The following is an 18,825-nucleotide window of genomic DNA, read 5'->3' as shown; positions in this document are numbered from 1 at the left end:
TTGTTATAACAGGATTTTTTATTTTAAACGCCCATAGCTGTTCTGGGTTGTTTGCTGCTTTTGGCAAAAGAGGAAGGCGCACAAAAGGTTTATCAACCCATGTGCGCATTCCATCAATTCGCAGTTTCTGTCACTGCTGGCTTATTCAGCCAGTTCAAAAACCAGCTCACCGCCATTCAGCAGCTGCTGATGGGTTAATATGGCACTGTCGTGCTTTTTACCATTCAGCCACACGGCCTTCACCCATCCATCGCCTTTTTTTATGATATTTAATGACTTGCCATTGGGCAGCATCACGGTCGCTTTGGCAAACTGGGGGGTGCCCAGCACATAGTCGCCGCCTACGGGATTAAGCGGATAAAAGCCCATGGCGCTGAACACATACCAGGCCGACATCTGGCCCAGGTCGTCGTTTCCGGCCAGACCATCAGGCTTGGCCAGATACATGGTGTCGCGGATTTCTTTAATCCGTGCTTCGCCATGCTGCTTTTTACCGGTAAAGGCATACAGGTAGGCCACATGATGCACAGGCTCGTTGCCGTGGGCATATTGGCCGATAAGGCCGGAGATATCCGGGGAGACATCCCCCTGCATTTCAGAACTGGTGGAGAAAAGCTCATCCAGCTTGGCCACAAAGCTCTGCTCATCGCCGTACAAAGCCATCAGGCCCGGCACGTCGTGGGGCACAAAAAAGCTGTACTGCCAGGCGTTGGCCTCTGTGTAGTCGGTGTTGCGGTGCTCCACATAGGTGGGGTTGAAAGGCGTGACCCAGTTTCCTCTGTGATCCTTGCCGCGCATAAAGCCGGTTTCAGCGTCAAACAGGGTTTTATAGCTCTGCGCCCTTTGGCTGAACAGCTGATAATCCGCGGTTTTACCAAGCGCCTTGGCCATTTGCGCTATGGCCCAGTCATCAAAGGCATATTCCAGGGTTTTGGACACGGCCTCCACTTCCAGATCGGAAGGCACAAAGCCGTATTCCCTGAACCTGTCGATACCGAATCTGTCCTGCATCGCCGAGGCCTTGATGGCAGCGTAAATGTGTTCCGGGTCGGCGCTGGTTAAGCCCTTTAAATAAGCATCCACAATCACGGGCACCGCATGGTAGCCAATCATGACGTCGGTTTCGTTGGACATCAGGTCCCAGGTGGGCAACAGTCCTGTCTCGTCATAGAAACCCAGCATGGACTTGACCATGTCATCGACCCGTTCGGGGTTGCTGAAGGTCAGCAGCGGATGCAGGGCCCTGAAGGTGTCCCAGAGGGAAAACAGCGAATAGCGTCCATAGCCAGGGTTGGCATGGGCGGCGCCATCGGCACCGAAAAAAGCGCCATCCACATCATGGAATACCTGAGGCGCGACAAAGGCATGATAGAGCGCCGTGTAAAACTTGGTTTTGTTGACCTCGTTGCCGTCTTCAATCTGAAACTTACCGAGCTGCTGCGCCCAGGCCTGGCGGGCATTGGCTTTGATTTGAGCAAAGCTCAGGTCTGCCACCTCGGCCTTCAGGTTAGCTTTGGCACCGGCAATGCTGGAGTATGACAGTGCCACCCTGGCTTCCACCACTTTTGCCGCTTTCTCCGCAGAAGCACCAACTGACGTAGAACCCGCCGACGACGAACCAAAGTTCAGCACTATGCGGCCTTTTTCGGCCTGTAACTGCTCACCCTTGATGGGCTGGTTTTCGCTGTAGAGTTGATGGCTGAAGGGCTGATCAAACTTAGCCACAAAGTACAGCGGCTGATTTTTGGCCCAGCCGGTAGACAGGCGGTAACCCGTCAGAGTGTGCTCATCCTCTACCCGCAGAAAGGTGACCACGGATTTGTCATAGTTTTGGGCATAGCCCAAATCAATCAGCAGCTGTGCATCCGTGTCGCCATCGAAGCGATAACGGTGAACCCCGGTGCGGGTGGAGGCAGTGAGCTCCACCTGCACCTGCTCTTCCGGCAGATACAGGCTGTAATAGCCAGGGGTCGCACTCTCTTTGGCATGGCCGTAATGGGTGAAAATTCTGTCTTTGTCGTCTCTTGGCCGGGTCAGGTAGTCGCCGCGAAAGGGCATTACCAACACATCCAGCATGTCGCCCACGCCTGTGCCCGACAGGTGGGTGTGGCTGAAGCCCAACAGGGTATCGTCAGAATAGTGATAACCCGAGGTCCAATCCCAGCCCTTGGATGGGTTATCCGGGCTCAGCTGCACCATACCAAAGGGCACCAGGGCTCCGGGAAAGGTGTGACCGTGGCCTCCCGTGCCGATAAAAGGATCGACATGCCCGAGGGCCTGGATTTGGGCCGGAGACTCGGCCTGCAGCTGCTCGACGCTTGCAGTGACGGGCTCTATAGCCGCCCTTGGGGCACAGCCCGCTACCGTCAGTAAGGAGAAGGTCAACAGCGTTGGGGTTAACAACATGGGTGTCAGACGTGGTAAGGACTCGATGCCCTCTTTCAGAGTTATTGTTTTCATTAATCTTTCAACTTATCCAACCAGTTTTTCTTCAGGAACCAGGATGTCAGTATCGCCAGTGCCAATGCCAGCCATACCTGAGTCCATTGCTGGATAACCAAGTAGATGGGCAAGGCCACCAGGCAAATCTGCCAGGCCATACCGACCAGAATATTCACCATATCCCGCAGCGGATGTGTATCCACCTCAAAATCAGGATCGGCGGCTTTGACTTTGTCATGCACCGGCCCCCAGCAGCCCCAGGGACGTACCTGACGGTAAAAGGCGCACAGCACTTCGTCCGGCTCGGGACGGGTCGCCAGTGTCCCCAGGATGGAGCCCGCCAGACTCAGCGCCAGCAGCAGCGGGAAGGCAAACAGCGGATGGGTACCAGGCATAAAGAGCGGCAGACACAAGGATGCCAGCAAGCCCGCCATCATGCCCCAGAAGTAGCCGTAGGCATTAAAGCGCCACCAATGCCACTTAAGCAGGTTGGCCGCGGCATAGCCGCCAAAGAGAGCGCCAAAGATCCACTGCATGATCTCATTGATGCTGGAGAGCATCAGTCCCAACCCGACACCAATCAGTACCAGCACCAGTGACACCAGATAGCTGACCTTAACGTAGGTCCTGTCATCGGCATCCGGGCGGAAATAGCGCTTGTAGATGTCATTCACAAAGTACACGGGGGCAGCGTTGAGAGAGGCGGCCAGGGTCGACATAAAGGCCGCCAGGAGACCGGCTATCAGCAGCCCCGTCAGGCCCACGGGCACAAAGTTATGAATGGCATAGGGCAGGATTTGCTCGAAATCGAAGTTGCCACCCTGGGCCTGAATTTCCGGGCCCATGTACACAAGCGCCAACACGGTAAGGCCGGCCACCATCATGTAACGGGGGAAAAACATCACCAAAGACACCAGACCGCTCATCTTGGCCGCTTCCTTGGGTGAGCGGGTCGCCAGAATGCGCTGCATATCGTAGTTGGGCACAGGGCCCGCCATGGAAAAGAGCACGCCCTTGAACAGCATCATCATGATCATCAGGCCAATCAGCTCCAGACTGTCGGCACGAACCTTTTCGGTCACGCTGTCAATCAGCCCCTGCCAGTTGAGATCAAGCTGCCAGCCAAACCAGATGTTATCCCAGCCTTCCGGGGTGGCGGCCTTGATTTGCTCCGGGGTCACCAGATTAATGGCAATCAGGCCCACGGCCACGGCGGCTATGGTCATGATCACAAACTGCATCACCTCGGTAAACACCACCGAATACATGCCGCCCTTAATCACATACAGGCAGGTTACCGCAAAAATGATCAGCGCATAGGTGTCCGGCGACAGCTGCCATGGGAAGAAAATGGCCGCGAATTTACCAATGCCTTTAAAGGCATAGGCGATAAAGCCGATGGCGCTGACAATGGCAAATATCACCACCACCAGCTGGCACAGCTCGGCGCCTCTGCCACTGCCAAAGCGGGTCTGCAGCCACTGGGCCCCTGTCATCACGTTGGAGCGGCGCAGCCACACCGACAGGTAAACCATCAGGAATACCTGGTTGAAGATGGGCCACACCCAGGGCAGCCAGGCACTCTTCAAGCCGTAAACAAAACACATGGACACCAACCACATGGTGCCTGCGATGTCGAACATGCCCGAGGCATTGGAAACGCCGAGCGCCCACCAGGGGATTTCCTTGCCCGCCAAAAAGTAGGCATTCATGTCTCTGCTGGCAAGGCGGGAGATATAAACCCCAAGCCCTAGAGTTCCCAACAGATAGGCGCCTATGACCAGTAAGTCCAGCCAGGCCAGGGTCATTGGGTTTCCTCCTGCACCAAGGATTGACAGCGAATGCCCTTCACCAGGGCCGCCTTGGCATTTTCATCCATGCCCGGTAAAGCTATGTGAATGCGCTTTGGCTCGCCGGGGAGCAAATCGAAGAAGTTGTCCGAAAAATTACCGGCTAGGTCTGGTAACTCCAAATGGCACTGGCGAATAAGCGTATTGGTGCCAAGGGTCAGGCTAAGCCCTTCTGCATCAAAGCCTGGTTCAATGGTCAGCTCCGGCGTTTTCAGTGCCTGGTCTTTGCTGGGCACAAAATAATACAGGCAATCCGTCAGCAGTTGCCCCTGCTCATTCAGCAAGCGTCCCCGCAGCACCAGCTGAGTGGCATCATACTCGCCAAGCAGGCTTGCCCTATCCAACTGGCACACCAGGGTGCTGGTATTCAGGGGGGTACCAATCGACTGCCGCTCCTGCCACAGGCAGTTGCCGTCAAAGTCCAGCAGCTCAAGTTCAAGCCTTGCCTTAAGCGGTTCAAGGCGGTCGCTCACCAGGCGAACACGCACTGCCTCATCGACCTCATCCACCACCAGCAGATCGGTGCGGAAACTGCGTTTGGCCTGATAGTGCAGCGCCTTCCAGCGACCGTAGTAATCGATGCCGGACCAGGACGCCGCAGGCCAGGTGTCGTTAAGCTGCCAGTAGAGGCTGCCCATGCAGAAGGGGCGCGCCGCGCGGTGGGCTTCAAACGCCAGCTTCAAGCCTTCGGCCTGTTGCACCTGACTTAAAAACAGCAGCCGCGGGAAGTTTTCCGGATCCCGGTACTCCTGCTCCATGTAGCTGCGGATCAGCTTGTTGCCCCGGGGGTGCTTCTGATGCACCCTGAGTACGCTTGAGTCCAGATGCCAGTCGACCTCCTCGGTAAAACGCGCCATGGATGAGGCCAGCGGGAATGACTGAAAGCCAAACTCACTCATAAAGCGGGGAATACGTTTCTGATATTCGCTGAAGGGCTCCTCGCCGTGCCACACGCCCCAATAATGGTGATTGCCTATGTGGTCCATGTCTTCTTCCCAGAAGCCAATGGGGGACGAGCGCAGATAAAAACGTCCGGCGTCCAACTCGGCCACGGCGCCGGGCAGACACTTATCAAACAAGCGGATGTAGTCGTCCTTCAGGCGGGCATAGAGCTCTTCGCTGTAGCCAAACTTCTCGGGCCACTGCCAATGCTTGATGCCCATATCCACTTCGTTGTTACCGCACCAGAGCGCCAGGCAGGGATGATTACGCAGGCGTTTGATGTTGTAGGCCGCTTCCTCGCGGACATTATCCAGAAATGCCTCATCGGCCGGATACAGGGAGCAGGCAAACATAAAGTCCTGCCAAATCAGGATGCCGTTCTCATCGGCCAGGCGATAAAAAATATCATCCTGATAAACGCCGCCGCCCCACACCCGCAGCATATTCATGTTGGCGTCCACCACGGCCTCAAAGTCTGCCCGATGACGCTCGGGCGTCATGCGGTGGATAAAGCTGTCGCCGGGAATATAGTTGGCCCCCTTCATAAACACCGGCTGACCATTCACCCTGAGGTAGAAGGATTGCCCCATGCCATCGGCTTCGTTGATGACTTCCAGGGTACGCAGGCCAACGGCCTGACTGTGCTGGGACAGAATCTCATCGTCACTGAGCAGGGTGAATTGAAATCCGTACAGATGGGCCTCCCCCAGGCCATTGGGCCACCAGAGGCGGGGATTGGCGAGCTCGAAGTCCAGTCGCAGCGCCGATTGTTCAGTCAGCTGCACTTCGCGGTTAAGCGGCACTTCGCGGTCAAGCTCGGGCGCAGCGGGGCATGCGACCCGCAGAGTCAAAGGGCGCTCTTGCTGAAGCTGAGCAGAAATCTCCAGGCTGACATCGAAGCTGAATTCGGCCTTATCACTGCTGAGACTGTGCTGAATAAAGTGCACGTCCTCGATACGACCTTTTTTTATCCCTTGCAGACCGATGGCTCGCCAGATACCACTGGTCACAAATCTTGGGCCCCAATCCCAGCCAAAATGGCAGGGCGCCTTACGGCTGTAGACGCTGAGTTTCTCGACCGACTTGTCGTTTTCCGCCGGATAGGTGAAGCCCGCCGCCTGATGCAGCGGCAGGGTTTCTTTAATAGGCGAACGAAAGTGAATTTCCAGCAGGTTTTCCCCAACCTTCAGCAGCGACTTACAGGCAATACGCTGACCAATAAACATATTGCGACTGTCGCCAAGCTTATGGCCATTGAGGTACAGGTCGCAATAGGTATCCAGACCTTCGGCCACCAGCTGCACCTCATCGTTTTGCCACCAGTCCTCGCCCAGGGTAAAGGTCTTGCGATAGTGCCAGTCCTCTTGCTCAATCCATTGCAGCGCCTCTTCGTTATCCCGATAGAAGGGATCGTCAATCAGGCCATTGGCGAGCAGATCGGTAAAGTTACAGCCGGGCACCTGGGCAGGCAGCCATTCGGCTTTACCCTGCTGACGAAATTGCCACTCTCCGCCCAGATCCATTGTTTGACCAAAAGAGTCCAGTGATCGGCTAAAAGGCTCGAATGAATGTGTTGTCATAATGCTCTTCAACATGTGAAAGGCCGCCCTTGCGGCACTTGTAATAAGGAATGCGCCCGGATATTGGCCACCAGCTCCGCCACCCTGGCCTGGCTCACGGGGCCGGATTTGGCATTGGCTGAATTCTGCAAATTTGGCTCTGTGAAGTTGGCGTCGCGTAAGCTTGAGTCGAGAACGGCTGAGTAGGTATGCAGCGACCAATGGCTGAAGCCATCCAGTTCACTCAGGATATGCGCCACATTGTCCGGGCCGACACCGCCCCCGGCGACCAGTTCAATGCGTCCCGCCGCGCGGGTGAGCAAGGCCGAAAGACGGGGTAAGCCCTCGATAACCCCTAGCCCGGACTCCCAGGGCGTACCCGCGCTGAGGACCCGGGATACCCCGAGGTCGATAAGTTGCTCCAGCGCCTCAAATTGATTTTCGATGGCATCAAAGGCGCGGTGAAAGGTCACCTGCAACGAGAGGTGCTGCGCCAACGCCAGCAGCGGCGACAAGGCCATGATATCCAGCCGGTTGTGGCTGTCCAGCACCCCCAGCACTATGCCATCGGCGCCCTGCCCTGCTGCCCGATAAATGCTGTCCTGCATCTGGGTAAGCTCGCAGGCCGAATAGCAAAAATCACCGGCTCTGGGTCTTATCATCACCAAGAGACCAGGTACATCGGCGAAAGCCTCCCGGGCAATACCCATGGCGGCATCTGTGGGCGTCAGCCCCTGATGCTGCATTTGCCCACAGAGCTCGATACGACTGGCGCCGCCCGCTTTGGCGGCTGCCACGTCGGCAGGCAGCGAGAGCAGGTCATCGGCATCGATGCAGACTTCCAGCGGTATCATGGCAACAGCTCCAGATAGCCAAGGTGGGCATTGATGCTCTCTTTGCCATCGGCTTTAAGGCCGATAACGGCCAGTTTTTTACCTGCAAGCTGTTTACCAGCCAGCTGTTCGCTGGCAAGGTCCCCGAGCTTCAGTGATTGAGTAGTCCAGTTGCTGTGATTACCCAGGGCAAGAGTCAGCCGCTCACCGTCGGTGGTTTCAAGGTAAAGACTCAATCCTTTGGCCTGCCCCCGGCTTATCAGGGTTAGCCGGCTGGATTCACTGAGAACTGCATCTAGTGCATAAAGCGGGGCTGTGGCTTGACCGGGCGATTGACCTTTCACCGCCAGACTGCTGCCGCCCTGATAAACGGTATCAAAATCAAAACTGAGCTTAAGCGCCCCTTCGCTGGCAAATTGCCAGGTAGGCAGGAGATCCTGACGGCCCATGTTGGTCCAGGGGCCGCCCTTAACCTCACCCTTCTCCACCCACTGTTTACCCTGTCCGGTATTAAAGCCGGTGCGAAGCGGCAGGCTTGCCAGGGTGGACTTGGCGGGCAAATAAACCCCGATGCCCCTCCAACCGGTTTCATCCGGGGTGGCAAGGTTCATATCGTCACCGGCGAACAATCGCACTTCGGTGGCGTAAAAACGCGCCTCATCGTTTGGGTCTTCACGGAAGCGGCTGAAGGCCGGGGTATGGGGTTCACCCTCAAAGTTAAAGTTCACATTGGGGGCAAACAGGGCGATGGAGGTCATGGCCTCACCGTCATCGAATAACCAGTCGAGCCACTGATGGCGGCTGAAGGCACGCTGGGCATTGCGGCTCGGCCAGAGATCGGCCCCCACATACACATCATAGGGAGAACGGCCCAGGGCCTCAGCCTCCTGCACAGATGCGCGCACCATGTCTTTGTTCCACCAGTAGTTGAGGAAGATGGCATCGGATGAGCGAACTGTGTTTTGTAGACTGCTTTGTAAACCACCCGGCGAATCGTCCTGCACCCTGTCTTGCAAATAAGCCCGGTTATGCTGATTGAGCTGGTTTTGCCAACGTACCTCGCCGCTGGCAATCATGGCGTCGTACCAGTGGATTTCCATGCCCTGGGGGGCGTTGGCGGTAAGGTATTGCACAAAGGCGAGCATACGCCCGGCCAATTCCCGGCCGCGCACCGGATCGCTTTTATCCGCCACCAAATTGTTGTCGGCATCCTTCACGGCGGTCAGGTCGGTTTCCTGATTAATCAGCCAACCATCAAAACCGTAATAGCGGGCCATCTGGATAAGTTTGTCGGCAACAATAAAGTGCCCTTGGGCGTCCTGCTCGAGCAGGGCCTCAACCTTGTCGGCGCTGCCGCCCCACTGCGCCACCCCGAGAAAGACAGAGCCTATCACCTTCACCCCGTTTTTATGGGCGGTGTCGACCCAGGGCCGCGCGGGAATTTGCACCCCAAGGTCGGCAGTACCGGCAAACCAATTGAGCACATCGATTTGCGACCAGTGGGTAAAGTTGTACAGGTTGAACTGCCCCTGGGTTTCCAAATAGTTGGCAAAGTTATTCATGCCATCGGGGGCATAGAGCACCTTGGCGTCAGACACTTTCTGCCCGGCCAGAGGCGCGCTGAACCGCGGTGCCAGCGGCACCTGAGACACATTGCGGCTATCTGCCGTGGCACCCACGGGCGACCAGGCCTTGGCCTCGGCTATGGTCAGTGCGAAGGGAGGCTTGCTGTCGAGAATGCCCCCGACCGCCTTATCTGTTTCCGGCTGGGTTTCGGCCCAGACAGGAGGTTGCAGCCAAAGGCCACAAAGCACTAAGGCCAGTGAGAGTGCGGATTTCTTCATGGGTTACTCCCCAGCAGACTCTTGCCGTCAATCAGGGTGGCCCCGGATTGCTGACGTACCGCGTAGTTAAAACCACTCTGGATGCAATAAGCGCCGTATTCACCGGCCTTGTTCAGTGCCAAAAATCCCACCTGGAACTGGGCGTAGTCCCCCAGTTTACGGGCGATGCGCGCCACCGCTTGCTGGCAGGCTTCTTCCGGGCTCGCGCCCTGGCGCATCAACTCCACCACCAGATGGCAGCCCACTGTCTTTATCATCAGCTCGCCCATGCCGGTGGCGGTGGCGGCGCCGACGTCGTTGTCCACATAGAGACCTGCGCCAATCAGGGGGGAATCACCCACGCGGCCATGCAGCTTATAGGCTGCGCCGCTGGTGGTGCAGGCACCGCTGAGATTGCCGTCAGCGTCCAGTGCCAGCATGCCTATGGTGTCGTGATTCTCGATATTGATGGTTTGCACTGTTTGCTCTTTCAGCCAGCGTTGCCAGTCGGCTTTAGCCTCGGCCGTGAGCAGCTCTTCCTCAACAAAGCCCTGTGACAGGGCAAATTGTTTGGCGCCTTCTCCCACCAGCATCACATGGGGCGTCTTTTCCATCACCAGACGCGCCACCGAAATCGGGTGCTTTATGCCCTGCAAAAACGCCACCGAGCCGCAGTTCATGTGCTCATCCATGATGCAGGCATCCAGGGTCACCTTGCCGTCTCTGTCAGGATAACCACCGTAACCCACGGTGCGTACCTTGGGGTCGGCCTCGGGTACCCGCACACCGGCTTCCACGGCATCCAGCGCCCTGCCGCCTTCCTTGAGCACTTGCCAGGCCGCTTCGTTGGCCGGCATGCCGTGCTCCCAGGTGGAGACCACTATGGGTTTATTCACCTTGCGGCCGAGAGCCATGGCGGGCGCAGCAAGTCCAAGCATGGATGCCAGCGACGACAGTTTAAGGAAATCCCTTCTTGAACCCATGGCTTAACGCTCCTGTATGCGTGAATTGCCCACGTGGCACTGGCGGGCAAAGAGGATGGCACCTTCTTCGGGGGATGCCCTGGATGGACCTATCCTGGCGGATAAGTCAGGGTCGAGCCAGGGCGCGATTCGGGGCGCTATGCCCCCCACCAGCGATAAACGCTCGACTCCCGTCGCCAGCAAACGGCGAATCACGCCATTGATAAACGCGGCGCCTTGTTCAATCAGCGTGAGCGACATGGCATCGCCAAGGGCGGCCTCGTCAAACACCTGTGGGGCAAACCGGGCAAAGTCGGTGGCGTTGGCGTGCATCAACTGCTCAGCCAGGCCCATGGCCGTTGTGCCATGTAAGAGCTTCTCGGTCAGACTGGTGCGGGGCCCTATACCGTCGGCGTCCAGCAATACCGCCTTAACCGCTTCGAGCCCAAACCAGGAGCCGCTGCAGGTGGCATTGATGGGAAAACCATGGCCGCCAATCAGGATTTGCTGCCCATTCACATTGGCAAGGGAGCTGAATCCCGTACCCAAAATAATCACGCCGCCATCGGCTCCCTGATGGGCACCCAGGGCGGCCACATGCAGATCCGTGGTGCTGTGCCAGGCGGCAAAGGGGTGCTGCCACTGACTCATCACCTGCTGCAGCTTGGGTAAGTGCAGCCCCGCCAGCCCGGCGCCCACAATCAGCCTGTGATATTGGGTATCGAGTTTAGCGGCGCAGAGCGCCTCATCAATGGCTGCCATGATGGCGGCCTGACTTTGGCTTACGCCATTGACCGGATTGGCGGGACCGGCAACACCGTGGCCCAGCACCTGGCCGTTATCGTCTGTCAGCAGAGCGCGGCAATGGCTGCCGCCGGCATCTATGCCCACCCAATAGTACGCGCCATCCACAGCCCCTTTGGGGTCCCCGTCCTGATGCGCTGGGACATGCGCTCCCATGGCCGAATTGGTACTCGTCCCGTGGGAAGAAGCCTGATGGGCTGCCATTGTTGTCATTTCGGTCATCGACTGCCTTCCTGCGGCTGTGGGTTAAGCGGGATGGCCGAGAGCTTTCGGCTCCAGTCCAGCGTACGCTTCAGATAATAATCCCCGGGTAAGTCGCCATAATCCAGATAGCGGTAGTCGGGCAGCTGCTTCACGGCGGCGGGTTCAATCTGGGTGCCTTCGTGCCATTCATTAAAGGAGGTGATGGTGACTATGTCAGGCCGGGTCTTGAGTGCCTGACTGAACATCTGGTCGTAATAACGGCCCTGTTCGCGGGACTTGAAATTGGCGCCGTTCCAGGGACGAATTCTGTCATCGGCATAGCCGGGGCCCACGCTGGGGATAAAGAGCTTGCTATGGGCACTGGCCCAGTCGGCAAGATAGGGCCAGTTGGCGCTGGTGCTGCCCCAGACAAAACCTTCGCTGGCAAAGTAGGTGTAAAAGCCATCGAAGCCGGTAGTGAGGAAAAAGGCTTCTTCGCCCTGGTTTACCCATAAACCGATAAATTGCCCATCCAGTTCGGGGGTGCGCAGGCTCAGCTCTCCCCCCGGCAGCAACAGCTTTTGCCATTCACTTACCGGCAGCTTGTAAGAGTCGTAAACGTAGTAAAGGGGTTTGCCCTGGTAACGGTACAAGGCGGGATGCGTGCCAAATTTCTGCATTAATTCAGCAATAATGGCGTGGAATTCTTCGGCGCTGCGGTAGTTGGGTTCGATATGAAAATTGATCTGCAGGCCTTTTTCGGCGGCCTTGTCCATAAAGAGATCAATGGATCTGGCAGCAAAATCGTCGGCCCCCAGCCAACTTACCGACACCACGCCGATACCGGCCTTACGCATCATCTCCAGATGCTGCTCGATAATCTCGGGGTCGTGGGAGCTGTAACTGCCAAGTTCCGGATAAAAGTTGGCCCCTATGTCGTCGGCACCGGGAAAGTCCAGGCGCCCCTCGAGGGGGATATCACCATAGGGCAAGACCCTGTGGTTCCAATGTTGCCACTGGCCATCCTGCTGCGGATTACCGTACCAGCCATAGTAAAAAACATGAAGGCGTGAGTTGCCCGAAGGCTCGGATGGTCCCTTGCTGCACCCCGGCAGCGAGCAGGTGAATAACACCAGCAGTAGAATGCGGTAAATCTGTATCAAGGTCGTGTTCCAGCTTTGCTTAGTGACTGATACCGCCCCTGTTACGGGGCAAGTATCAAGGACAAGCACTGCGAGTGAGGGCAGTCGTACTACTCGGTACTGCCGACCGCCCTCTCGCCACGCTCAGGGGGTTACAGCTCAGGGCCAATCAGCTCGATTTCAGCGATTTGCATCAGGGTATCGTCGCCTTTGTTTTTGGTGACATTGAGACGATAGCTGCTGAAAGCAAAACCGTTACCCATTTCGAACAGCTTACGCTCAAGCCGGTTGTCCCAGGACTCGCCAATCCAGCTACCCAGACGAACCCAGGTCTGGCCGCCGTCATTGGAGCCTTCGACGTTGAAGTTCTCAGGGTCGCGGCCATCGGCATCATCGGCACTGGTGATGGCAATGCTGCTGACTATCCTGGCCTGGGGCAGATCCAGCTGGACCCAGGATGGGTCTTCCTCGGTCGGTGCGCCTTTCCATTCGTTATGATCCAGCCACTTGGTGCTGAGATCGTTATCGAATGCCATGGCTGCTGCCTCGGCTTCGCTGATGGCATTGCGGGCACTGGCCACGGCACCGGCTGAGGATGAGTGATCCACCGACATGTACTGGGGTCCAATCAACTCTATCTCGGCCACCTGCATCAGGGTGTCATCACCCTTGTTTTTGGTGATATTCACGCGATAGAAGCTGAAGCCCAGATCGTTACTGAAGGGGAATACCTTGCGCTCGAAACGATCATCAAAGCCTTCGCCAATCCAGCTGCCCAGACGTACCCAGTTGGTGCCGTCGTTGGACGCTTCGATATTGAAGTTTTGCGGATCGCGGCCATCGGCATCGTTGGCACTGATCATACCCAGCTTGTTAACGGCAACCTGAGTTGGGAACTGCACCATCACCCAGGCTGGGTCTTCTTCGCTCGGTGCACCTTTCCAGTCGTTATGATCCAGCCACTTGGTGCTCACATCACCATCAAACGCCTTGGAACCGGCTTCCGAATCGCTGATGGCGAAACGGGCGCTGATTTGGGTACCTGCCATCATGCCGTGGTTGAGGTCCGGCAGTTTAGGCCCTACCAAACCGATTTCCGCCACCTGCATCAGGGTGTCATCGCCCTTGTTCTTGGTGATATTCAAGCGGTATGAGCTGTAGGCCAGGCTGTTGGTCACGCTGAACTGTTTGCGCTGGAAACGCTCATCGAAGCTCTCGCCTATCCATTCAGACAGGGTCAGCCAGGTTTCACCGTCGTTGGAGGCCTGCAACTGGAAGTTCTCCGGGTCACGACCTTCGGCATCGTTGGCGCTCACCAATACCAGGGTATCCACCGCCTTGGGCTCGACCAGATCCACCCTCACCCAGGATGGGTCTTCCTCACTCGGTGCGCCTTTCCAGTCGTTGTGATCCAGCCACTTGGTATTGACGTCTTTATCAAATGCCATGGTTTCTGCTTCACCATCACCGATGCGATTACGGCCGGTAATGCTGGCAATACCTGTGGCATTGGCATGGTCTTCGCTGGTGTAAATCGGGCCGACAAAGGCAATCTCAGCCACCTGCATCAGCGAATCGTCGCCCTTGTTTTTGGTGATGTTCAAACGGTAGTAACTGAACTCCAGACCATTCACAAACCGGAATTCTTTGCGCTCGAAACGCTCATCAAAACTTTCGCCGATGAACTCGCCCAGGGTTATCCAGTTTTCGCCGTCGTTGGAGGCCAGCACCTGGAAGTTTTCCGGGTCGCGGGCAGGGGCATCGTTGGCACTGGTGATAAACAGGCTATTCACCGCCTGAGGCTGGGCAAACTTCACCTGCAACCAGGATGGGTCTTCCACACTGGGGGCCCCTTTCCACTCGTTGTGATCCAGCCACTTGGTGTTCACGTCACCATCGAATGCCATGGCCTCGGCTTCAGAATCGCTGATGCGGTTGCGGCCTGTGATAACGGCAGTGGCAAGATTCTCAGCGGTGGTCACTTCCTTGACCGGCCCGGAACTGGTGGCGGTTTCAAGGAAAGGCAGCTTGAGGTCTATCACGCTGTCGGCGGTTAAACCGAGTTCTGCCAGGTAAGGCACGGCGGCGATGGAAGCCAGCATGCGTTCACGCAGTGGCGTCAGGGCGGTGATATCCCCTTCGTTGGCCAGGGCAATGGCAGCAGTGACCTCGCCCATTAACCCGGCAAAGGTTTCCCCTTCGCCCAGATTGGCGAAGGCCGCATTCACCAGCGACAGCTTGATGATGTCCTGGCTGGCATAGGTGTCCTGACACTCTTCATGGGTCACGGTATTGCCATCGGCGTCGGTTTCAGAGACTTCCTGACACTCTTCACCGGTCACAAAGTTTGCCATGGCCTCGGCACTGATAAGCGCTGAGCTGAACACATTGGCCTTGCTGTTAACGCCAAGGGCTTTCAGCAGCAGCTGTGAATTGTCCGCCAGCGCCATTTCATACAGCTGACGCACAGACACATTGCGGCCGCCTGCCACCTCGGTGGCCACCAGGTCACTGGCAATACTGGTCAGGGCATTGGCCTGGAAACTGGCGTCTGCCGTGCCATCACTGCCGTTGGCGTAAGGCACCTGCACATAGGCCAGGGTGGTAAAGTGTGCGCCGGACAGGGGCGCACCGCTCAGCACTTCGCCCATGGCAACACCGGCACAGGTCACCGCATCGCAGATCATGGTTGTCTGGTCGTCGGCGGCCACGTCCACTTTGAACATGCTGTTGATGCCAAAGCCGGGCTGGCCGGTCACGGTAAAGTTGATGCTGCCGTCATCACCGGTACGGTTGTCACCGCTCATCTGTACCTGGCTGCCATTGAGCTGAGACACGGTTACCAGCGCATTGGCCAGGGTGCCTTTCACGGCACTGCCGGAGATATCAGCCACGGTCACATCAATGGTGGCCGGGATATTGGCTGGATCCGGATCATCCGCACCGCCACAACCGTAAAGACCCGCGAGAGAGAGCGCAATTAAAGTAGACAACCTGCTGTTTTTGAAAACTTTCATTTTTATTCCTCGTCATTCTTGACTGAAAGCCGCCCAGGCGGCCTATTCGTTAAAACCTGTAGGTGGCGCCCAAGTAGAAGCGACGACCGGCGTAGGCGTTCTGGATGAAACGGTTGTCCGTATCATTCCCCAGATGCACGTAGGTTTCCGATTGGGTCAGGTTAATCACAGAGGCCGACAACACCAGGCTGTCGGTAAGGTTGTAACTGGCATTGACGTCTATCTGGTCATAGGCTTCGGTATAGAAGTTGGTCTCCCAGGAGGCGACATAGCCGCCCACGCTTGGACCACGCTTGTTATAGGAAGCACGGACACTCAGGTCGTCGTTTTCGTAGAAGGCAGAGAAGTTCCACTGGTATTTGGAGCTGCCAATCAGCGGCGACTCACCTACCTTCTGCCCATCCAATTCGACGTTGGCCTGATTGGTGTTGTTGCGGGTGTAGTTGGCATAAATACCAAAACCGTTGTCAAAGAAGTGCTGCATAAACACTTCCATACCGCTGGAGCTGGCATCGGTACCGTTGGCGACTGTGTAGAAGTCGCGTACCAGCAGGTCATCGCCACCGGCGGTGACTACCTTGTCGCCGGCGTTGGGCAGGGTGAAACTCTGCTCAGGAACGCTGCGGGTGGTGTCTATGATGAGCGGCACCACGAAGTTGTCGACGTTCTTCTTGAAGAAGGCAATACCCACACCCGAGCCTTCGCCGTAATAGTATTCCAGCGAGGTATCGAACTGAGTGGACTCCATGGGCAACAGCGATGAGTTACCGCCTGAGCCGGTCCAGCCTTCGCTGTCGCGGATGCTGTCGAAATCATCTGCGGCGCTGCGGTCGGCGGAGTATTCGTTGGAGGTGTACACCAGTGTCTGGTATTGGCCCAGATCATCGTAACCGGGGCGAGCCATCACCTTGGCGGCGGCGAAACGCCACACCCAGTTGTCGGCCAGATCCCACACTAGGTTCAGGCTGGGCAGCCATCTGTCGTAGGTGTTTTCTTTTTCAAGGTAAACAAAGTCTTCAACTCTCTGCTCGTCTTCCGGCAACAGATTGCCCTGGGCATCTTTCCAGTCGAGGCGATAGAGGATCTTGTCGGACGAGCCGGAGGTAGTGGTGGTGCTCACATAGCGCAAACCCAGGTTACCGCGGAAGTCTTCATAGCTGAAATCGGCCTGCAGGTAAGCGGCAGTGATTTCTTCCTGTACGTTGTACACGTAGTTGGGTTCGATACGGGTGTACTGAACAAAGTTCTCGCTGACGATTTGCTGATAACGCTGCCAGTCCACAGCCGGGAACAGGTTGGTATTGATCACATCCGACAGATTGCCAAGTGAGCCTGGCATGATCACGTCTCGGATATCAGGGATGCCGCCGTTGCGGGAATAGTCATCGTCCAGATTGATGGTGCCGGCGGCTTCGCCTGCGGCAATATCAAAATCCGGAGAGAGGTAGAAGGTATTGCGGGTATCGCGATGTATCTTGCCATCACGGTACTTCAAGCCAAAGTGCAGGGTGTGCACCATGCCCCAATCCACAAAATAATCCACATCCAGCGAGGCGTATTTCTCTTCCTGGGTACCGGTCACAAAGCTTGAGTCGGTGGCGCCCACGTCGGCCTGGCCACCGATACCGGCAGTCAGGTTTTCAATCATCTTGGGGTCCATATAAGTGGTCATCTTATGGCCCGAGAGATCATAGCCATAATAGAGTGACGACTCGTTGGCATAGTAAGCGGCGCGGAATTTCTCAGATGGGCCGCCCTCTGCTTCGGTTTTACCGAAGGTCAGCTTGGCATTGAAATTGTCGCCTTCGTACTTGGCGTAGAAATCGAAGGTGTCTGACACAGACTCTTCGCGTTTGTATTCACCATTAATACGGGGAATGGCGGACAGACGCTGGGAGCCTGAAGTACCGGCGGAGTAATCAATCCCGGTCACGTATTCGGCTTCGGCATCGACCCGCACATCGGTCCAGAAGTTATCGTTGTTGTTCCACTCGGGGTATTCAAGCTGATTGAGAATGGAATCCTGACCGAGGGTGAAGCGGAAGTAGTTCATACCGAACTCGAGTGAGTCGGTTGGACGCCACTGAGTGGTTACCTGAAAACCTTCGCGCTCGCGCTGCTCTTCCAGCACTTCCTGCACCATACTCTGGGGCGCATAGCCCTTGGCGCCGCCTTCAACCAACTGGTTGTCCTTGCGCTCCTGATAGAGGAAGTTTTTGTTGATGATATTGACGCGGGCACTCTGGGAGCGGTTGGTTCTGTCCTGACGGGTGTAGCCGAGCAGGAAGCCCAGATCTTCATCATCATTTTTCCAGGAATAGATACCACTGAACTGAGGTTCGTACTTGTCGGTGATATCGGCGTTGCTGTACTCAAGGTTAATAATCCCTGAGTTTTTATCCATATTCAGTGGTTTACGGCTGTACATCAGCACGGTACCACCTATGCCGCCCTCGTCGAGACGAGCCTCGGACGATTTGAATACCTCTACCCTTTCAATCATGGTCGATGGCATGAGGGCATAGGAGAAGGAGCGGGAAGGTTCGCCGGGGGAGGAGGCGATAAAGTTGCCGTTGAGCTGGGTGAAGGTCAAATCCGATGACAGACCACGGATACTGACAGTGGCACCTTCACCACCGCTGCGCTGAATAACCACCCCGGGCACTCGCTGCAGCGAGTCTGCAACGTTTTTGTCCGGGAACTTACCTATGTCTTCTGCGGTAATGGCATCAACCACGGCATCAGAGGTGCGCTTTATCGACAGGTTTTCTGCAGATGAAGCACGAATTCCCCGGATTTCAATGACTTCGATATTCTCTTCGTCTGCTTTTTCAGCCTCGGGGGTTTGCGCGTATCCCATGGCACTCAGTACCGAGAGACACAGCAGGGACTTTGCAAATATTCGCTGATTACGAATAACTTTATTGTAATTACTTGTTGTCATAGGGTTTTCCCTCTCCTCTCATTAATGTAATCGTAAACAAGGATTTAAGAAATCTCGGACAACAAACCAATAAAATCATTGCATTACGGAAACATTAGTTTTTTATAAATATAAGGACGTAAGGCACATTAATGTAATCGATTACATTGGCTTCGAATACTAAACCGCCATAAACAGGGAGTCAACAGCAAAAAACCTGTCGTCAACAATTTATTTACAGAGTGAGATATAGGAAATAGCGCGCTGCGCAGCATGAAATACCGCGGAATACAGCGCTCAGCCTTCTGATCGGGCAGGGAGAATTTTTTGGCTTTGAATCAGAGC

At 56.1% G+C, this 18,825-nt stretch carries 10 protein-coding genes; all 10 read right to left on the bottom strand.

The genetic code is table 11. The features are described from left to right. Window positions 1–141 precede the first annotated feature (141 nt). Window positions 142–2,406, bottom strand: a complete 2,265-nt coding sequence (locus tag K0H63_RS01600) for a GH92 family glycosyl hydrolase (protein WP_434086759.1) — start codon at window positions 2,404–2,406, stop codon at window positions 142–144. A 53-nt stretch (window positions 2,407–2,459) separates the two neighbouring features. Further along, a complete protein-coding gene (locus K0H63_RS01595; RefSeq protein WP_220066434.1) occupies window positions 2,460–4,250 on the bottom strand; it encodes a sodium:solute symporter family protein in 1,791 nt (596 codons plus the stop codon). Beyond that, window positions 4,247–6,757, bottom strand: a complete 2,511-nt coding sequence (locus tag K0H63_RS01590) for a beta-mannosidase (protein WP_258405633.1) — start codon at window positions 6,755–6,757, stop codon at window positions 4,247–4,249. Before K0H63_RS01590 ends, K0H63_RS01595 begins: the two co-directional genes overlap by 4 nt. A gap of 65 nt (window positions 6,758–6,822) precedes the next feature. Then, the gene (locus K0H63_RS01585) at window positions 6,823–7,647 is read right to left on the bottom strand and encodes a copper homeostasis protein CutC (protein WP_220066432.1); all 825 of its coding nucleotides are present in this window, start codon (window positions 7,645–7,647) and stop codon (window positions 6,823–6,825) included. Continuing rightward, the gene (locus K0H63_RS01580) at window positions 7,644–9,470 is read right to left on the bottom strand and encodes an endo-beta-N-acetylglucosaminidase (protein WP_220066431.1); all 1,827 of its coding nucleotides are present in this window, start codon (window positions 9,468–9,470) and stop codon (window positions 7,644–7,646) included. Before K0H63_RS01580 ends, K0H63_RS01585 begins: the two co-directional genes overlap by 4 nt. After that, entirely contained in the window at window positions 9,467–10,432 is a 966-nt protein-coding gene (locus tag K0H63_RS01575) for a glycosylasparaginase (RefSeq protein WP_220066430.1), read from the bottom strand. The genes K0H63_RS01580 and K0H63_RS01575 overlap by 4 nt, the downstream gene beginning before the upstream one ends. Window positions 10,433–10,435: 3 nt before the next feature. After that, window positions 10,436–11,437, bottom strand: coding sequence for a glucosamine kinase nucleotide-binding domain-containing protein (locus tag K0H63_RS01570; RefSeq protein ID WP_258405632.1), 1,002 nt, complete (start codon window positions 11,435–11,437; stop codon window positions 10,436–10,438). After that, window positions 11,434–12,561, bottom strand: coding sequence for a glycoside hydrolase family 71/99 protein (locus tag K0H63_RS01565; protein WP_258405631.1), 1,128 nt, complete (start codon window positions 12,559–12,561; stop codon window positions 11,434–11,436). Before K0H63_RS01565 ends, K0H63_RS01570 begins: the two co-directional genes overlap by 4 nt. Before the next feature lie 131 nt (window positions 12,562–12,692). After that, window positions 12,693–15,557 carry a discoidin domain-containing protein gene (locus K0H63_RS01560; protein WP_220066429.1) on the bottom strand — a complete coding sequence of 955 codons (2,865 nt, stop codon included), beginning with the start codon at window positions 15,555–15,557 and terminating at the stop codon, window positions 12,693–12,695. A gap of 49 nt (window positions 15,558–15,606) precedes the next feature. After that, the gene (locus K0H63_RS01555; RefSeq protein ID WP_220066428.1) at window positions 15,607–18,501 is read right to left on the bottom strand and encodes a TonB-dependent receptor; all 2,895 of its coding nucleotides are present in this window, start codon (window positions 18,499–18,501) and stop codon (window positions 15,607–15,609) included. Window positions 18,502–18,825: the final 324 nt, after the last annotated feature.

The sequence above is a fragment of the Shewanella zhangzhouensis genome (assembly GCF_019457615.1).
GTDB classification, from domain to species: domain Bacteria; phylum Pseudomonadota; class Gammaproteobacteria; order Enterobacterales; family Shewanellaceae; genus Shewanella; species Shewanella zhangzhouensis.
The sequence above is the reverse complement of the archived record's forward strand: the minus strand, read 5'-3'. Positions and strand labels throughout refer to the sequence as shown.

Coding starts and splice junctions, on each gene's coding strand:
- K0H63_RS01600 (WP_434086759.1), bottom strand. CDS start 2,406: ATGTTGTTAACCCCAACGCTGTTGACCTTCTCCTTACTGACGGTAGCG.
- K0H63_RS01595 (WP_220066434.1), bottom strand. CDS start 4,250: ATGACCCTGGCCTGGCTGGACTTACTGGTCATAGGCGCCTATCTGTTG.
- K0H63_RS01590 (WP_258405633.1), bottom strand. CDS start 6,757: ATGGATCTGGGCGGAGAGTGGCAATTTCGTCAGCAGGGTAAAGCCGAA.
- K0H63_RS01585 (WP_220066432.1), bottom strand. CDS start 7,647: ATGATACCGCTGGAAGTCTGCATCGATGCCGATGACCTGCTCTCGCTG.
- K0H63_RS01580 (WP_220066431.1), bottom strand. CDS start 9,470: ATGAAGAAATCCGCACTCTCACTGGCCTTAGTGCTTTGTGGCCTTTGG.
- K0H63_RS01575 (WP_220066430.1), bottom strand. CDS start 10,432: ATGGGTTCAAGAAGGGATTTCCTTAAACTGTCGTCGCTGGCATCCATG.
- K0H63_RS01570 (WP_258405632.1), bottom strand. CDS start 11,437: ATGACCGAAATGACAACAATGGCAGCCCATCAGGCTTCTTCCCACGGG.
- K0H63_RS01560 (WP_220066429.1), bottom strand. CDS start 15,557: ATGAAAGTTTTCAAAAACAGCAGGTTGTCTACTTTAATTGCGCTCTCT.
- K0H63_RS01555 (WP_220066428.1), bottom strand. CDS start 18,501: ATGACAACAAGTAATTACAATAAAGTTATTCGTAATCAGCGAATATTT.